Source organism: Celeribacter ethanolicus (assembly GCF_001550095.1).
Lineage (GTDB): Bacteria > Pseudomonadota > Alphaproteobacteria > Rhodobacterales > Rhodobacteraceae > Celeribacter > Celeribacter ethanolicus.
Window position 1 is genome coordinate 145004 of sequence record NZ_LRUC01000046.1, and the last position, 16124, is coordinate 161127.

At 61.0% G+C, this 16124-nt stretch carries 12 protein-coding genes, 1 tRNA gene and 2 pseudogenes; 11 read left to right on the forward strand and 4 right to left on the reverse strand.

Going from position 1 to position 16124, the window contains the following annotated elements:
- Positions 1-47 precede the first annotated feature (47 nt).
- The gene (locus NH195_RS17295; RefSeq protein WP_066709903.1) at positions 48-686 is read left to right on the forward strand and encodes a DsbA family oxidoreductase; all 639 of its coding nucleotides are present in this window, start codon (positions 48-50) and stop codon (positions 684-686) included.
- A gap of 129 nt (positions 687-815) precedes the next feature.
- Positions 816-2054 (forward strand): multidrug effflux MFS transporter, encoded by a 1239-nt coding sequence (locus NH195_RS17300; RefSeq protein ID WP_066709905.1) that lies wholly within the window; start codon positions 816-818, stop codon positions 2052-2054.
- Positions 2055-2057: 3 nt separating this feature from the next.
- Here the strand turns inward: NH195_RS17300 and mfd are convergent, their stop codons facing one another.
- Together mfd and NH195_RS17310 are read right to left on the reverse strand one after the other, a co-directional pair.
- On the reverse strand, positions 2058-5537 hold the full coding sequence (mfd, locus tag NH195_RS17305; protein WP_066709913.1) for a transcription-repair coupling factor: 3480 nt from the start codon (positions 5535-5537) through the stop codon (positions 2058-2060).
- A gap of 4 nt (positions 5538-5541) precedes the next feature.
- Positions 5542-6069: a component of SufBCD complex gene (locus tag NH195_RS17310; protein WP_096804916.1), complete on the reverse strand. Its 528-nt coding sequence runs from the start codon at positions 6067-6069 to the stop codon at positions 5542-5544.
- Positions 6070-6233: 164 nt separating this feature from the next.
- On the opposite strand from NH195_RS17310, the gene hemB reads away from it, so the two are divergent.
- The gene (gene hemB / locus NH195_RS17315) at positions 6234-7232 is read left to right on the forward strand and encodes a porphobilinogen synthase (RefSeq protein WP_066709966.1); all 999 of its coding nucleotides are present in this window, start codon (positions 6234-6236) and stop codon (positions 7230-7232) included.
- 154 nt (positions 7233-7386) lie between these two features.
- Complete coding sequence (locus NH195_RS17320) at positions 7387-7944, forward strand: lipid-binding SYLF domain-containing protein (RefSeq protein ID WP_066709968.1); 558 nt, start codon at positions 7387-7389, stop codon at positions 7942-7944.
- 88 nt (positions 7945-8032) lie between these two features.
- Here NH195_RS17320 and NH195_RS17325 read toward each other — a convergent pair whose 3' ends face one another.
- A complete protein-coding gene (locus tag NH195_RS17325; protein ID WP_066709916.1) occupies positions 8033-9145 on the reverse strand; it encodes a Ppx/GppA phosphatase family protein in 1113 nt (370 codons plus the stop codon).
- A 229-nt stretch (positions 9146-9374) separates the two neighbouring features.
- Between NH195_RS17325 and NH195_RS17330 the strand changes: the two genes are divergently transcribed.
- The 6 genes from NH195_RS17330 (at position 9375) to NH195_RS17355 (ending at position 14881) form a co-directional block, all read left to right on the forward strand.
- Complete coding sequence (locus NH195_RS17330; protein WP_066709976.1) at positions 9375-9674, forward strand: virulence factor; 300 nt, start codon at positions 9375-9377, stop codon at positions 9672-9674.
- A 12-nt stretch (positions 9675-9686) separates the two neighbouring features.
- On the forward strand, positions 9687-10676 hold the full coding sequence (locus tag NH195_RS17335; protein WP_066709918.1) for a methyltetrahydrofolate cobalamin methyltransferase: 990 nt from the start codon (positions 9687-9689) through the stop codon (positions 10674-10676).
- Positions 10677-10730: 54 nt separating this feature from the next.
- The gene (locus NH195_RS17340; protein ID WP_066709920.1) at positions 10731-11312 is read left to right on the forward strand and encodes a pseudouridine synthase; all 582 of its coding nucleotides are present in this window, start codon (positions 10731-10733) and stop codon (positions 11310-11312) included.
- Positions 11309-13345 (forward strand): ASKHA domain-containing protein, encoded by a 2037-nt coding sequence (locus NH195_RS17345; protein ID WP_066709978.1) that lies wholly within the window; start codon positions 11309-11311, stop codon positions 13343-13345. The genes NH195_RS17340 and NH195_RS17345 overlap by 4 nt, the downstream gene beginning before the upstream one ends.
- Before the next feature lie 144 nt (positions 13346-13489).
- Positions 13490-14119 carry a fasciclin domain-containing protein gene (locus NH195_RS17350; RefSeq protein ID WP_066709923.1) on the forward strand — a complete coding sequence of 210 codons (630 nt, stop codon included), beginning with the start codon at positions 13490-13492 and terminating at the stop codon, positions 14117-14119.
- Between the two features lie 688 nt (positions 14120-14807).
- Positions 14808-14881: transfer RNA gene (locus NH195_RS17355), tRNA-Gly, on the forward strand.
- Between the two features lie 370 nt (positions 14882-15251).
- Here the strand turns inward: NH195_RS17355 and NH195_RS17365 are convergent.
- A pseudogene (locus tag NH195_RS17365) lies at positions 15252-15545 on the reverse strand (integrase core domain-containing protein); the annotation flags it as partial.
- Positions 15546-15615: 70 nt separating this feature from the next.
- Here NH195_RS17365 and NH195_RS20975 point away from each other — a divergent pair.
- Positions 15616-16124: pseudogene (locus tag NH195_RS20975) on the forward strand (transposase); the annotation flags it as partial.

Below are 16124 nucleotides of genomic sequence, written 5' to 3' on the forward strand. Positions count from 1 at the left end.
CCCGCTCCGACCGCGCTACAAGCCCTCAACATCCAAACGAGGTCCCGATGATCCCGCTCGACATTTTCCACGATCCGATCTGCCCCTGGTGCTACATCGGCAAGGCGCGCCTCGAGCGCGCTCTCGAAGCGCGCCCAAACCACCGTTTCGCCATCCAATGGCACCCGTTCCAATTGAACCCGACCATGCCGAAGGACGGCATGGAGCGACGCGACTATCTAAATGCGAAATTCGGCGGCTCCGAGGGGGCGCGCAAAGCCTATGCGCCGGTGGTCGAGATTCTGATCCGGGAACTGCCCAAGACCGATCTTCTCGGCATTCGCACCACACCCAACACGCTCGATGCGCACCGGCTGATTCACTGGGCCGGGATCGAGGGACGTCAGACACCGATGGTCGCCGCCCTCTACCGCGCCTATTTCCAGGACGGTCGCGATATTGGGGATTCCGCCACGCTGGCCGAGCTCGCCGCACAGGTCGGCATGGACGCCGAGGCCGTCACCCGCCTGCTCGCCACCGAGGCCGACGTCGGGGACATCCGCGCCCGCGATCAGCACGCCCGTGACCGGGGCGTGAACGCTGTGCCGCTGTTCATCGTCGGCAACCAGCACGCGGTCGAGGGCGCACAGCCGACCGAGCTTTGGCTCAACGTGATCGACGAGCTGGCCGCGCAAGAGACCGATTAAAGCGCGGCGCCTCACCCCAAGCCCGGCGGCTGTGCATTCCCGCAGAGCCGCCCCGCCATCTCACGGACTGTTCAAAATGCCGCACCCCGATTAGGGTCCCCCAGCGTTTCCAAATTGAAAGTGACCCTCATGCCGCGCCGTTTGCCGCAACTCGAATTCACGGTTCTTCTGGCCCTGCTCTTTGCGACCGTCGCCTTTTCCATCGACGCGATGCTCCCCGGCCTGCCGCAGATCGCCGCCGATCTGTCGCCCGACGACATCAACCGTGCGCAACTGGTGCTGACCTCCTTCGTCTTCGGCATGGGATTCGGCACGCTGGTCTCCGGCCCCCTGTCCGACCATTTCGGACGCAAGCCCGTGATCCTGTTCGGCCTCGGCCTCTATATCGTCGGCGCGGTGGTCGCTGGCCTGTCGGGGACGCTGGAAATGATGCTGGTCGGCCGCGCCATCCAGGGCGTCGGCGGCGCCTTTCCCCGCACCGTCGGCATCGCCATGGTCCGCGACCTCTACGAAGGCCGGGAAATGGCCAAGATCACCTCTTTCGTGATGACCATCTTCATGGTGGTGCCCGCCGCCGCCCCCTCGATCGGCGCGCTGATCATGACGGATTTCGGCTGGCACGGGATTTTCGCGGCCTTCATCCTGGTCGCCATTCTGGGCGCGACATGGCTCGGCCTGCGCCAGGGTGAAACCCTCATGCCGGAAAATCACCGCCGCCTGAACTGGGCGGACCTGTCCTCCGGTGCGGTCGAAGTTTTCGGCAATTACAACGTGCGGATTTACACGGTGATCCTGCTTCTCGGCTTTGGCCAGATGTTCGCCATCCTCTCCTCCGTCCAGCAGATTTATAGCGAGACCTTCGGGCTCGAAGAGGTTTTCCCCTATTTCTTCGGGGCGACCGCCATCATCTCCGCTGTGGGCGCGATCCTGAACGGGCGGCTCGTGGGTGAAAAAGGCATGCATTTCATGATCCGGCTGGGCTATGGCATCGCGCTGACCGCCTCTGTGATCGCATTCGCCCTCAACCTTCTGGGCGTCAGCACCGGCATGCCGGGCTTTGTCGTGTTCTTCCTGTGGACCGTGGCGATGTTCTCGATCAACGCCTTCACCTTCGGCAACCTCAATGCACTGGCACTGGTGCCGCTCGGGCGTCTCGCGGGGCTCGCCAACTCGCTGATCGGGGCGGTGTTCACCATGGGTGCCGTTCTCATTGCCGCACCCGTCGGACTTGCCTTCAACGGCACGCCGATCCCGGTGATGGCGGCAGGGATTCTCTGCTCCGGTCTGGCGCTGATCCTGTTCCGTTTCGAAGACAGCGCCACGGCCCCCCATGGCGCCCCGTCGCAACCCTCGAAACCGGCTGAATAAAGTTTACTTTTTAGATGGTTGCGCAGCGGTCTTCGCGAATTTCGCAAGGTCCTGCGCAATCGAATACGCGCCCTTGATCTTGTCGCTGTCCTTTTTCCAGTCGCGGCGAATGATGATCTTGTTGTCCTTGACCTTGGCCTGACCCTTCTGGCCATGGATGAATTCCACAAGCCCCGCCGGGTTGGCATATTTGTCGTTGTGGAACTGGATCGTCGCGCCCTTTGGCCCGCCATCGAGCCGCGCAATCCCGGCCTCCCGGCATTTCTCCTTGATCCGAACAACGAGCAGCAAGGTGTTGACCTCTTTGGGCAATTTTCCAAAGCGGTCGATCAGTTCGGCTGCGAAGCCTTCCAGCTCCACCTTGGTTTTCAGGCCGGACAAACGCCGATAGAGCCCCAAGCGCACATCGAGATCAGGCACATAGGTTTCGGGGATCAGCACAGGCACGCCAAGGTTGATCTGCGGCGCCCATTGGCCGTCGTCGTCAAGGCTCACCGCCTCCTCGCCCGATTTGATCCGCGCAATGGCCTCTTCCAGCATGGATTGATAGAGCTCAAAGCCGACCTCTTTGACGTGCCCGGATTGCTCCTCACCCACCAGATTGCCTGCGCCCCGGATGTCAAGATCTTGAGACGCAAGGGTAAATCCGGCCCCAAGCGTATCGAGCGAGCCCAGAACCCGCAGACGTTTTTCCGCCTGCGGTGTTAAAGGCGCGCGGGGTTTCGTAGTCAGATAGGCATAAGCGCGCGTCTTGGCACGGCCCACTCGGCCCCGGATTTGATAGAGCTGCGCGAGGCCGAACATATCGGCGCGGTGCACCACCATCGTGTTTGCGGTCGGAATGTCGATACCGCTTTCCACGATGGTCGTCGCCAGCAGCACGTCATATTTCCCGTCGTAAAACGCGTTCATCCGATCGTCGAGCTCGCCCGCCGCCATTTGACCATGCGCCACCACATGGGTCAGCTCCGGCACTTGCGCCTTGAGGAACTCTTCGATCTCCGGAATATCGCTGACGCGCGGCACCACGAAAAACGACTGCCCGCCCCGGTAATGTTCGCGCAACAACGCCTCGCGGATCGTCACCGTGTCGAATTCCGACACATAGGTGCGGATCGACAGCCGGTCGACGGGCGGCGTGCCAATAATAGAGAGATCCCGCACCCCGGTGAGCGACATTTGCAGCGTCCGCGGGATCGGCGTGGCCGAAAGCGTCAGCACATGAATGTTGGACTTCAAAGACTTAAGGCGCTCTTTGTGGGTCACACCAAAGCGTTGTTCTTCGTCCACGATCAAGAGGCCCAGATTGGCAAACTTCACCGATTTCGCAAGCAAAGCATGGGTGCCCACGACAATATCGACCGTCCCTTCGGCCAGTTCCTCCCGGGTTTTCGCCATGTCTTTTGCGGAAACAAAGCGCGACATCGGTCTGATATTGATGGGAAAACCCCGGAATCTCTCGGCAAAGCTGCGGAAGTGCTGCCGCGCCAGAAGCGTCGTCGGTGCGATCACCGCCACCTGTGCGCCCGAAAGTGCCGCAACAAAGGCCGCGCGCATCGCCACCTCGGTCTTGCCAAATCCCACATCGCCGCACACGAGGCGGTCCATCGGCATGCCGCGATCCAGATCGTCGAGCACATCTTCGATGGCCTTCATCTGATCCTCGGTCTCCGTATAGGGGAAACGCGCGCAGAAGGCCTCCCACATATCCTCCGGCGGCTCCATGATCGGCGCTTTACGGATATGGCGCTCGGCGGCGATGCGGATCAGCTTCTCCGCCACCTCGCGGATGCGTTCCTTCATCCGCGCTTTCTTGGCCTGCCAAGCACCGCCGCCGAGCTTGTCCAAAAGCCCTTCGTCATGGCCGTACCGGCTCAGAAGCTCAATGTTTTCAACGGGAAGATAAAGCCGATCCCCGCCCGCATATTCGAGGAGAAGACATTCATGCGCCGCGCCCAGAGCGGTCACAACCTCAAGCCCGCGGAAAATCCCCACGCCATGTTCGACATGGACGATCAGGTCGCCGGGGCTCAGCGTACTATGTTCGGTGAGGAAATTCTCCGCCTTCTTGCGTCGTCCCGGACGGCGGATCAGCCGGTCGCCCAACACGTCCTGCTCGGAAATCACCGTCACGGAATGGCCGTCGCCCACCGGCGCCTCAAAGCCCTGATCCAGCGTCCAGACCGCAAGATACACGCCGCCGATCCCGTCCGGCACATCGCGCCAGTCGGAAATCTCCGTCAGCCCATTCAGGTCCTCGTCTTCCAAAAGCGACTTGAGCCGCTCCCGTGCGCCTTCGGACCATGAGGCAACGATCACCTGCCCGACTTCGCGCCGTTTGCGAATATGACCCGACAACTCTTCGAAAAGATTGACGCCTTCCATCTGGCGCTCGGGCGAGAAATTACGCCCGACACGACCGCCCGCGTCGATCACACCGGGGCCGGAGGCCTGCGGCAGAGGGTGGAAATGGATCACCCGACGACCTTCGGTGGCCGCCTCCCACGCCGCATCGTCGAGATAAAGCAAACCCGGCGGACAGGGTTTGTAGACCGAGTCCAGCCGCCCCTTGGCAGCCAGTGCCTCGCGCCGGGTCTGATACTGATCCTCAATGCCTTCCCAGCGCGAAAGACGCGCCGCAGTCGATTGATTGTCAAGGGAAATCGTTACGCCCGGCAGATAATCGAAAATCGTATCCAGCCGTTCGTGGAAATACGGGAGCCAATGCTCCATGCCCGCATGTTTGCGCCCCGCCGTCACCGCCTCATAGAGCGGATCGTCGGTGCCTGCCGCACCGAATTCGATGCGGTAATTTTGCCGGAACCGCGTGATCGCCGCCTCATCGAGGATCACCTCCGAGACCGGCGTGAAGCTGACCTCTGCCAGGGTGTCGACGGTTTTCTGGCTCGCCGGATCGAAGCGCCGGATGCCGTCCAATTCGTCGCCGAAGAAATCGAGCCGCACCGGCAAAACCTGCCCCGGCGGGAAGACGTCGATGATGCCGCCGCGAATGGCATAGTCGCCATGCTCCACCACGGTCGGCGCTTGGGTAAAGCCCATGCGAACGAAAAACGCCCGCAACTCCGCCTCATTAACACGCTGGCCTTTTCTGAGCGTAAACGCCGCCTCCGCGAGCGTATCCCGCGCCGGGACGCGCTGGGTCGCGGAGGACAGCGTGGTCAGCAGGACAAAGCGTTTCGGCACCGCGCCATGGGCCAGAGCCGCCAGCGTCGCCATGCGTTGTGCGGCGAGGTCGGGGTTGGGCGAACTGCGGTCGAAAGGCAGGCAATCCCAAGCCGGGAATTCCAGCACCGGCAGATCGGGCGCAAAGAACCGCAGCCCGTCGCGCAGGGCCGCCAGACGCTTGTCGTCCCGCGCCACATGGATCACGGGCGCCTCTGAGCGCGCCACTTCGCGGGCAAGGTAAAACGCGTCGAACCCCTCCGGCGCGCCGCCGACGGTAAGATGATTGGCCTTGCTCATTCGTTCACCCTCCCAAGGGACCGATGACGATATTCTGATACATGCCCCACATGGCGGCGGCGAAAATAGACATCATGCCAATGAGTTGCACATAGAACCTCTGACGGCGCAGCAGGCTGACGAGGTGCTCGCCCCTGGGGCGGTCCGCTGCGATGCGCCGCGCCAGACGGATATTCAGAAGGCCGACGAAGATCATCGGGAAGGCCATCAGGAAGAGGGCCTGGGAGAATTCCATATCATAGACGAAACCGGTGAAGCCCAGAATGGTGATTGCCGCCCCCGCGAATGCCGTGAGCATCAGCCCGGAAACCTCGGCGATGCTGAGCAGCCGCGCGCAGTTGATCCGCACCAGATCCTCAAGATCGGCCATGCGTTGACCGCCTTGGCGCCTGGCCTTGAGCGCCAGATCGAAGGGCACGCCCAGGACGAAATGCGAGGCAGTGGACCAGAGCACGGCCAGCGCGATCCAGTACCACAGATTCGAAAAGGACCGCATGTCGATCACTTCGAAAATGGTTGAATAGAAGTCCACGGGCGCCTGCTCTTTGCTTCTGGGGCCGGTTTTTACGGCAAATTCTGTGGGGAACTTGCCCAACCTGTGCACAGATTAGGCCCCCCAGGTGCCGATTCCTACCCTTGAAGCGCCAGAAAATCCATGCCACCTCAATGGAAATGTCGCAAACCGAGGTCACCGCCATGACACGCACCACCGCTCCCTTCCCGCTCACCCGTCTGCGCCGGACGCGAAAGATGGAGGCCCTGCGCGGTCTCGTGCGGGAAAACCACCTCTGCGTCGCCGATCTGATCTGGCCGGTCTTTGTGCGCGAAGGCGTGAATGAGGCGACGCCCATTCCCTCGATGCCCGGTGTCGAACGTCTGACAATCGACCGGCTGGTGAAAGCGGCCACAGAGGCTTACGCGCTTGGCATTCCTGCGATCTGTCTGTTTCCCTATATCGAACCGGAGCTGAAAACCGAAGATTGCGCCGGGGCCTGGGACCCGAACAACCTCGTGAACCGGGCCATTCGCGCGATCAAGGCGGAGGTGCCGGAACTTGCGATCATGACCGACGTGGCGCTCGATCCCTATAACATCAACGGCCATGACGGCTATGTGGTGAATGGCGAGATCGTCAACGACATGACCGTCGAGGCACTGGTGAAAATGTCCGTGGCCCAGGCCGAGGCGGGCGCCGACATCATCGGTCCGTCGGACATGATGGACGGCCGCATCGGCATGATCCGGCAGGCGCTTGAGGCCGAGGGCTTCGACAAGGTGTCGATCATGTCCTATGCCGCGAAATACGCCTCCGGGTTTTACGGCCCGTTCCGCGATGCGGTCGGCGCGTCGGGCGCTCTCAAGGGCGACAAGAAGACCTACCAGATGGACCCGGCCAATACCGACGAAGCGCTGCGCCTTGTCGAGCGCGACCTTTTGGAAGGTGCCGATATGGTGATGGTCAAGCCCGGCATGCCCTATCTCGACGTCTGCACCCGGGTGCAGGAGCGTTTCCATGTGCCGACCTTCGCCTATCAGGTCTCCGGCGAATATGCGATGCTGGCGGCGGCGTTCCAGAACGGCTGGCTCGACCGCGAAAAGATCGTGCTTGAAAGCCTCATGTGTTTCAAACGCGCGGGATGCAACGGCATCCTGACTTATTTCGCCCCGGAAGCGGCGAAATTGCTCGCGAAATAACGGCTACAGATCGGCAAAACCCCACTCAAACCCACCATAGGTGGTGTTTTGCCGATGACATGGGCGAAAACTTGCGGTTATAGTACCGGCAATCGGGCCAAGAGAGCCCTTCCGAGGCATAGCAGTAAAGGACAGCCTTATGACATCCTCCAAGATGCCGATTTCCAATCGCCGGACGTTCATGATCGGTCTGGGCAGTGCCGGGCTTTTGGCCGCCTGCGACAATTCCATGCGCTCCAATGGTGCCGCGACCATCGACGCTCGGGTCGACAGTACGCTGAACTACCTCTACTCCACCTACCCCGGCACCACGGCGCTGCGTGACAAATCCGTCGGCATGCTGGTTATGCCGCTGATCACCAAGGCCGGATTCGGCGTTGGCGGGTCCTATGGCCGCGGCGCGCTGCGCGTGGGCGGTGTGACGGTGGATTATTTCTCCTCGACACAGGCCACCTTTGGGCTTCAGATCGGCGCGCAGCAATATGCCCACGTCCTGTTCTTCATGACCAACGAGGCACTAGCGGGTTTCCGCAATTCGCCGGGTTGGTCGGCGGGGGCCGATCTCGAATACGCGCTGTCGAACAAGGGCGAAAACCTTTCGGCGGAAACCCTGACCTCGCTGTCTCCGGTGATCGCCGTGGTCTTCGGTCAGGCCGGTCTCATCGCAGGCGCGACCGTCGAGGGGACGAAATACACGCGGATCATCCCCTGATTTCGCGTCTCGTCGAAACTTAATATGATGCATGAAAAAAGCGGGGCAAGCCCCGCTTTTTGTTTGAATGTTCAGGTCATCGGAAAGCCTAGGGAACGGCCTCTTCCAAAACACCGTCCGCCGACATTTGCGCGTAAAGCAGACCTTCGCGCAGGCCGCGATCTGCAACGGACAGCCGATCCGTCGGCCAGATCCGCAACAGCGCCTGAAGGATGGCCGCGCCCGACATGATCAGTTCCTGCCGGTCACGCCCGATGCGTGGATCGCGTTTGCGCCCTTCCGGGCCGAGGTCGAGATAATCGCGGATCACCCGGTTGATCTGCTCGGACGTCATGCGCAGCCCGTCGACCTTGTTGCGGTCGTAGCGTTTGAGCCCGAGATGCGAGGCCGCGACCGTGGTCACCGTCCCCGAGGTGCCGATGATCTGAAAGCCTTCGCGACAGGCCTCATTGGCATAGGGGGTGAAATCGGCGAGTTTTTCTTCGAAATACCAGGACATCAGCGCAAACCGCGCGGCATCGTCCTCGACGTCGGAGAATTGCTCCATCAGGGTCGCGACACCGAGGGGGACGGAAATCCAGTCCACCACCTTGGCATGCGGAAACGGGCTGTCGGCATTGGTGAAACCGGTATGCAGCCGCATGATCGACCGCGGACGCTCGGCGCGCGGCACATTGGTCAGGTCGATCCACACAAGCTCCGTCGAGCCGCCGCCGATGTCCACCACCAGAAGCTGTTCGGTCTTGGTCGAGACCAGAGGCGCGCAGGAGACGACAGCGAGGCGCGCCTCTTCCTCCGGTTTGATGATTTCGAGCTTGAGCCCGGTCTCCCGCTGCACGCGGCGCAGGAAATCGCGCGAATTGCGGGCGCGGCGGCAGGCCTCCGTCGCCACCAGGCGCATATGTTTGACCTCGTGTTTCTCGAGCTTCTTGCGACAGACGCGCAGCGCCTGAATGGTCCGGGAGATCGACGTGCGACACAACCGACCGGAGGCCTCGAGCCCGTTGCCGAGCTGGACCGATTTCGAGAAACTGTCGACCACATGGAACTGGCTGCCCTTCGGTTGGGCGATCAGCATGCGGCACGAATTGGTACCGAGATCCAGCGCGGCATAAAGCTCGGCCGGGTCGGCGGGTTTGGGTGCGGAAGGCTCGACCGCTTTCGGGAACGCGCCCGCACCTTTGGGACGCTTGGGCGCCATGGTTCACGCCCTCCATATCAAGTTATCCCCACCATAAGCGAAAATCCGCGCGTCGGGCAAGAGCCGTGAGAGGCCATTACCATCACTGACCATCACAATGACCGGAGGTCGGCGGCCGCGGTCCGGCCCCGCTCATGATCTTCTTGAGTATTTTTCCGATCCTGCGGCCTTTCCCGCAGCCCGCCTTTCTTTTATGCGTTCTGAGACTGAATTTGAGCGTGAGAGCAAGATGGCTGATCTGACCGTAATCTATTGGCGCGATATTCCGGCGCAGGTCCGTGTGGGCCGGGGCCGCCGGGCCGCGCGTGCCGTTCTGCCGGAGCGGTTCGAACAGGCCATCGACCGCGTGGCGATGAAGATCGGCGCCACGGATGGCGACGCCTATATGGCCGAATGGCGCGATGTGGTGGAGGAAACCACACTCGACGACCAGGAGGCCGCCAACACCCGCGCCGCCGAACTGGATGCGGCCTATGACAAAGAGCGCCTGATCGCGCTGGTGAACAACGAGGGCCGTGAGGCCCAGTAAAGGACGAGACCCATGACCCGTACTGTGATCGAGAGCAAGACCAAGACCGTCGTCATCGGCTTTGACGAACCCTTCTGCGTGATCGGCGAACGCATCAACCCGACAGGGCGCAAGAAACTCGCAGCGGAGCTGGAGATGGGCGATTTCTCCACCGTCGAGCGTGACGCACTGGAGCAGGTGGCCTGTGGCGCCAATGTTCTGGACATCAATTCGGGCGCGGTGTTTTCCAACAAGATGGCCGAAGACCCGCGCTATGCCGACAACAACTTTGTCGAGCCGCCGCTGATGGCCGAACTGGTGGCCCGCGTTCAAGCCGTGGTGGACGTGCCGCTTTGCATCGACAGCTCGGTGCCGGATGCTTTGGAAAAAGGTCTGGAGATGGCCGAGGGCCGTCCGCTTCTGAACTCCGTGACCGGCGAGGAAGAGCGGATGGAGCGCGTTCTGCCGCTGGTGAAGAAATACAACGTGCCGGTGGTGGCGATCTCCAACGACGACAGCGGCATTTCCGAAGACCCGGATGTGCGCTTTGCCGTGGCGAAAAAAATCGTCGAACGCGCGGCGGATTTCGGCATTCCAGCGCATGACATCGTGGTCGATCCGCTGGTGATGCCGATCGGCGCCATGGCGACGGCTGGCCATCAGGTGTTCACCCTGGTGCGCCGCTTGCGCGAGGAGCTGGGCGTCAACACCACCTGCGGCGCGTCGAACATCTCCTTCGGCCTGCCGCAACGCCACGGCATCAACGCGGCGTTTCTGCCGATGGCGATTGGCGCGGGCATGACGTCTGCGATCATGAACCCGGTGCGGGTGCAGGAGATGGAGGCGATCCGCGCCGCCAACCTTCTGATGAATCATGATCCCGATGGCACGAAATGGATCGGGTTTTCTCGCGTGGCGGAGGCCGTGGCGCACGGCGCGAGCTTTGCCGAGGCGGCACAGGCCGCGGCGGCAGGTGGGGCCGGTGGCGGGCGTCGTGGCGGTGGACGGCGTCGCAGAGGGTAAGCACGTCCGAAGGGACCGTGTCTGAGTATCTGAACAGCAAAGGAAATGCACGTCATGGCGCGATTAATCGCCTTCAACAAGCCGTTTGACGTGCTCTCCCAGTTCACCGACAAGGGCACCGAGGGGACGACGCGGAAGACGCGGAAGACGCTGTCGGAATTCATCGACGTCCCGCGGGTCTATCCGGCGGGGCGGCTCGATCGCGACAGCGAGGGGCTGTTGCTTCTGACCGATGACGGGAAATTGCAGGCGGCGATCTCCGATCCGCGTCACAAGATGGCAAAGACCTATCTGGCGCAGGTCGAGGGGGATCTGAGCGAGGAGGCGCTTGATCTGCTCCGTCAAGGCGTTGAACTGAAAGACGGCATGACCCGCCCTGCCCGCGCCCGGCGTGTCGACGAACCGGACTGGCTCTGGCCGCGCACGCCGCCGGTGCGTTACCGTAAATCCGTCCCCGAAAGCTGGCTCGAACTGACGATCTCCGAGGGCCGCAACCGTCAGGTGCGCCGGATGACCGCCGCCGTGGGCTTTCCCACATTGCGGCTCATCCGGCTGTCCATCGGGCCGTGGCATCTGGACGGGTTGGAGAGTGGCGCGTGGCGCGAGGACGATCCGTGGAAGGCAAAGAAAAGATGAGCGATCAGAACCCTCTGGTGATTTTCACCCCCTCCGGCAAGCGCGGCCATGTTGCCCCCGGCACCACCGTGTTGCAGGCAGCGCGCGATCTCGGTGTCGATGTCGACAGTGTGTGCGGCGGGCATGGGATTTGCTCGAAATGCATGGTGCGCCCGTCTTTTGGCGATCACGCCAAACACGGCATTCACGCGGGCGAAGCGGCGCTCAGCCCGGTCAACGCGGTGGAGCGCGCCTATGACGCCAAGCGCGGCATCAAACCCGGGCACCGGATGAGCTGTCAGGCGCAGGTGCTGGGCGATGTGGTGATCGACGTGCCATCCGAGAGCCAGGTGCACAAGCAGGTGGTGCGGAAGGCCGCCACCACGCGGGTCATCGACATGGACCCGGCGACCCGCGCCGTCTATGTCGAGGTCCCGCCCGCCGACATGCACACGCCGACCGGCGACTGGGAACGGGTGCAGACGCAATTGAAAGAGACGTGGCAGATTGAGAGCGCAACCCTGTCTCTGGCCATGTTGACCCGGCTTCAGGCGGCGCTGATTGAGGGCAAGGACGCGGTCACACTGGCGCTCAACACCGCCCGCGAAGGTGCGCCGCGCGTGGTCGGCGTCTGGCCGGGATTTCACGAACCGGCACTCTGCGGATTGGCGGTCGATCTCGGCTCCACAACCGTCGCCGCGCATCTGACCGATCTTGCAACCGGTGAGGTCAAGGCCTCCGGCGGCGTGATGAACCCGCAGATCCGCTATGGCGAGGACCTGATGTCGCGGGTGTCCTATGCGATGATGAACCCGGGCGGTGCCGCCGAACTGACCGATGCGGTGCGTGAGGCGCTTGGGCAACTGGCGGCGGAGCTGGCCGATGAGGCCGGGATTGCCACATCCGATATTTTCGAGATCGTCGTGGTGATGAACCCGGTGATGCATCACCTGTTGCTGGGGCTCGACCCCGTGCCTCTTGGACAGGCGCCTTTCGCGCTGGCGACCAATTCCGCGCTCGACCTGCCCGCCTCCGACATCGGGCTGCGCCTTGCTCCCGAAGCCCAGCTCTACATCCTGCCGCTGATTGCGGGTCATGTGGGCGCCGATGCCGCCGCCGTAGCGCTCTCGGAGGCACCTCAGAAACAGGACCCGCTGACGCTGATCGTCGATGTCGGCACCAATGCGGAAATCCTGCTGGGCAACAAGACGCGGGTGTTGGCCTGTTCCTCACCCACCGGCCCGGCCTTTGAAGGCGCGCAGATCAGCTCCGGCCAGCGCGCCGCCAATGGCGCCATTGAGCGGATCGAGATCGACCCGGTGACCAAGGAACCCCGGTTTCGCATCATCGGCGTCAAGCAATGGTCCGACGAGGCAGGCTTTGCCAAGAAGATCGGGCGCACTGGCGTCACTGGTATCTGCGGCTCTGGCATCATCGAGGCGGTGGCGGAAATGCGCATGGCGGGGGTGCTCGATGCCAACGGGCTGATCGGCTCGCCGGAGGCCGTTGGAACGTCGCGCTGCCGTGCCTCGGGGCGCACTTATGAATATGTGATCTACGACGGCTCCGCCGAGGGCGGCCCCGTGGTCTCCGTCACCCAGGGCGACATTCGCGCCATCCAGCTTGCGAAATCCGCGCTCTACGCGGGCGCGCGGCTACTGATGGATGAATTCGGCACCGATACGGTGGACCGCGTGGTGCTCGCCGGCGCCTTCGGGGCACATATCTCACCGAAACACGCCATGATTCTGGGCATGATCCCGGATTGTCCGCTGGAGCATGTCACAAGCGCCGGAAACGCCGCTGGCACAGGCGCGCAGATCGCGCTTCTGAACCGGACCGCGCGGCGTGAGATCGAAGAGTTGGTGCATCACATCACCAAGGTGGAAACCGCTATCGAGCCGCGCTTTCAGGAACATTTCGTCAATGCCAACGCCATTCCGCACGCGACCGATCCTTTCACGGGACTGCGTGCTCTCGTGCCCCTGCCCGATCTGAATTTCAACGCGGGCGATGGTGATGGCGGCGGGCGGCGCAGACGGCGGCGCGGCTAAGAGCCAAAAGGTTCCCAGATACTGGTTGAAAATGATGTGAACGGGCGGAGGGAAACCTTTGCCCGTTTTGCCGGGTTGTGTCCCCAGAAGGCCGGCGAAGACGTCGCCCACGCCAAATTGACGAACATGAAACGGAGGTTTCTCATGAAAACCCGTGGTAAATTCCTTGCCCTGTCGACCGCTGCCCTGATGGCCGCCGCCCCGCTCGCATCCTTTGCGGACGCGCCGGTGAACGGTGCCGAGATCATCAACGAACAGGCACTCGACCAGAATGCCACCATCGCCGAAAATGCGATGAAGGTACAGAACCTGACCACCCTGATCGAAGCGGTGAAGGCCGCCGGTCTCGCCGAAGAGCTGATGGGGGAAGGCCCGTACACGCTTTTCGCTCCGACCAACGCCGCCTTCGACAAGCTTCCGGCCGAGGCCGTGGCCGATCTGATGAAGCCGGAAAACCGTGATATGCTTCAGGACGTGATCAATGCCCATCTGGTGAAAGGCGAATTCACGCCGCAAATGATCGACGATCTGCTCAAGAGCGATGAGTCCCCGGACAACATTGCCTTGCCGGAAAATGTCGCGGTCGATTTCGACAACAACATCGTGACCCTGACCACCGTGTCCGGCGACCCGATCCGCGTCGAGAAAGGCACCGGCGAAGAGCTCATCCTGCGCGACGCCCAGGGCAATCTCGTGACCACGCTCGCGAAAGACATCGAGCAGTCCAACGGCGTGATGTACTTCGTCGACGGTGTGCTGATGCCGGTGTCCTAAGCGATATCGCAAGACCTGATGTCCATCCCACCGGACCTCTTGGCCGCGCCTCACCGGGCGTGGCCTTTTTGATCGCCATACTGCGCTTCTGCGCTCATCGTAGCGCCGACGGTGGGAACAATCGCCAAATCTTCATAGGCAGATACGTATATGCTACGTCTTTATCAGGTACAGTTAACAATGAAATTTATAACGCAATGCAATTGAATATTGTCTGCCCCAAATGCGCGACGCAAACTGCGTTTTCCGTCTCCGGGCAAGGCGAATTCTCTCTAACATGCAAAAACTGTAATATTGAATTTACGAGCCTTGTGGGAACTGCGCGTTCGAAAAGGTCCCGTGGGCAAAGGAAAACGAATACTCGTGAATATGATGTGAGGTATACGCAGAACGGCACTGAAAAATATCTGCAATTCTCAAGCGATACCTATTCGGATGCCGAACTCAAATCCAAGCATCAGTTCGTACTGTCCTCCATTGGTGGAAAGCCCCACATCCTTCAAAACCTCACGATCGGTCAGTATTGGCGGATCAACGCTGCCCCCCCCTCAATCCCTGGCTGGTCCTTATTGTTATCGCCATTTTGATCGTGGTCGCACTGCTGATCTTCTAATGAAAAAACAGCATTTACCCAATCTTATCCGCTTGACCGCCCCCGCGGCTTTGACTACCTAGAGGCTCACCTCAGGCGGGTATGATGTAATGGTAGCCTGTCAGCTTCCCAAGCTGAACGCGCGGGTTCGATTCCCGCTACCCGCTCCAATAAATCCAATAAGTGTTTGTTTTTATAAATAAAATGACGCATTGATTTGCGCGCTAGCCAACGCGCTCCCCATTTTCAAAAAGACGGAATGCAACACGAATTTACGGCGTGTTCAGCCTATTTGGCCTCTCTTCATCTTCGAAACGGATCGCCGTTCGGCTTGCGTACCTATTGGATTTAGCGATCATGGGCGAAAATGAGACCTTTGCGACCTGAGCCATGATTACCACATGCTTTTCCTCTGCCAGAACCACAGCGGCCACGACAAGCCGTTCTGTGTTCCTCAAGAGCCTGAGCCTCGCCTGCCTCCTCATGGCCGTCCTAAGCGCCTTGGACCTGTCCCGTTTTCGTGCCGCCCCATGTGCTCGTTTAAGCCACTTTCCGTTCGAATGCGACGGGGCTTTTCCAGCCTAGTGCTGAGTGGCGTCGTCGCGGATTGTAAAACCCGTTGATGTATTCAAAGATCGCCACTTCAGCTTGCCGCCGCGTTTCCCATGACTTGCGCCAGATCAGTTCGGCTTTGATGGTTTTGAAGAACGTTTCGACAGCAGCATTGTCGTAGCAATTGCCCTTGCCGCTCATCGACACCTTGAAGCCATGCTGGCGCAGAAGCTTCTGATAGTCATGTGAACAATATTGCGACCCGCGATCCGTATGATGAATGGGTAATCCCCCCGAAATTTAGGGGCGTTTGAAAGTAGAATTTTCTCGAAAGATAAAAGAGGAGATTCTGATGAAGAAATCGAAATACAGCGACGCTCAGATCATGAGTATTTTGAAACAGGCCGAAGGCGGTGTGCCGGTTGCGGATCTGTGCCGTGAGCATGGGATGAGTTCGGCGAGCTTTTACAAATGGCGCTCGAAGTATGGCGGCATGGATGCGAGCCTGATGGCGCGGATGAAAGAGCTCGACGAGGAAAACAAGCGCCTCAAGCGCATGTATGCCGAGAAGAGCATGCAAAACGACCTGTTGAAGGAAGCGCTTGGAAAAAAGTGGTAAGGCCGTCTCAACGCAGAGAGATGGCCGAGTGGGCGGTTCGGCACCGGTCCGTCAGCATTGCTTTGGCCTGCCGAGCATTCAGCATCAGTGAGACGTGCTATCGATATCAGCCGACGCTCAGAGCTGAGAACGAGCTGATCGCCGATTGGCTTGTCGCGCTGACAACGGCCAAGAGGAGTTGGGGGTTTGGTCTGTGCTTTTTGCATCTGCGGAACGTCAAAGGTTTTGGCTGGAACCACAAA

Coding starts and splice junctions, on each gene's coding strand:
- NH195_RS17325 (WP_066709916.1), bottom strand. CDS start 9,145: ATGGCGCCCAAGCGTCCCAAAGGTGCGGGCGCGTTCCCGAAAGCGGTC.
- NH195_RS17320 (WP_066709968.1), top strand. CDS start 7,387: ATGCCGATTTCCAATCGCCGGACGTTCATGATCGGTCTGGGCAGTGCC.
- NH195_RS17300 (WP_066709905.1), top strand. CDS start 816: ATGCCGCGCCGTTTGCCGCAACTCGAATTCACGGTTCTTCTGGCCCTG.
- mfd (WP_066709913.1), bottom strand. CDS start 5,537: ATGAGCAAGGCCAATCATCTTACCGTCGGCGGCGCGCCGGAGGGGTTC.
- NH195_RS17330 (WP_066709976.1), top strand. CDS start 9,375: ATGGCTGATCTGACCGTAATCTATTGGCGCGATATTCCGGCGCAGGTC.
- NH195_RS17345 (WP_066709978.1), top strand. CDS start 11,309: ATGAGCGATCAGAACCCTCTGGTGATTTTCACCCCCTCCGGCAAGCGC.
- NH195_RS17335 (WP_066709918.1), top strand. CDS start 9,687: ATGACCCGTACTGTGATCGAGAGCAAGACCAAGACCGTCGTCATCGGC.
- NH195_RS17340 (WP_066709920.1), top strand. CDS start 10,731: ATGGCGCGATTAATCGCCTTCAACAAGCCGTTTGACGTGCTCTCCCAG.
- NH195_RS17350 (WP_066709923.1), top strand. CDS start 13,490: ATGAAAACCCGTGGTAAATTCCTTGCCCTGTCGACCGCTGCCCTGATG.
- NH195_RS17295 (WP_066709903.1), top strand. CDS start 48: ATGATCCCGCTCGACATTTTCCACGATCCGATCTGCCCCTGGTGCTAC.
- hemB (WP_066709966.1), top strand. CDS start 6,234: ATGACACGCACCACCGCTCCCTTCCCGCTCACCCGTCTGCGCCGGACG.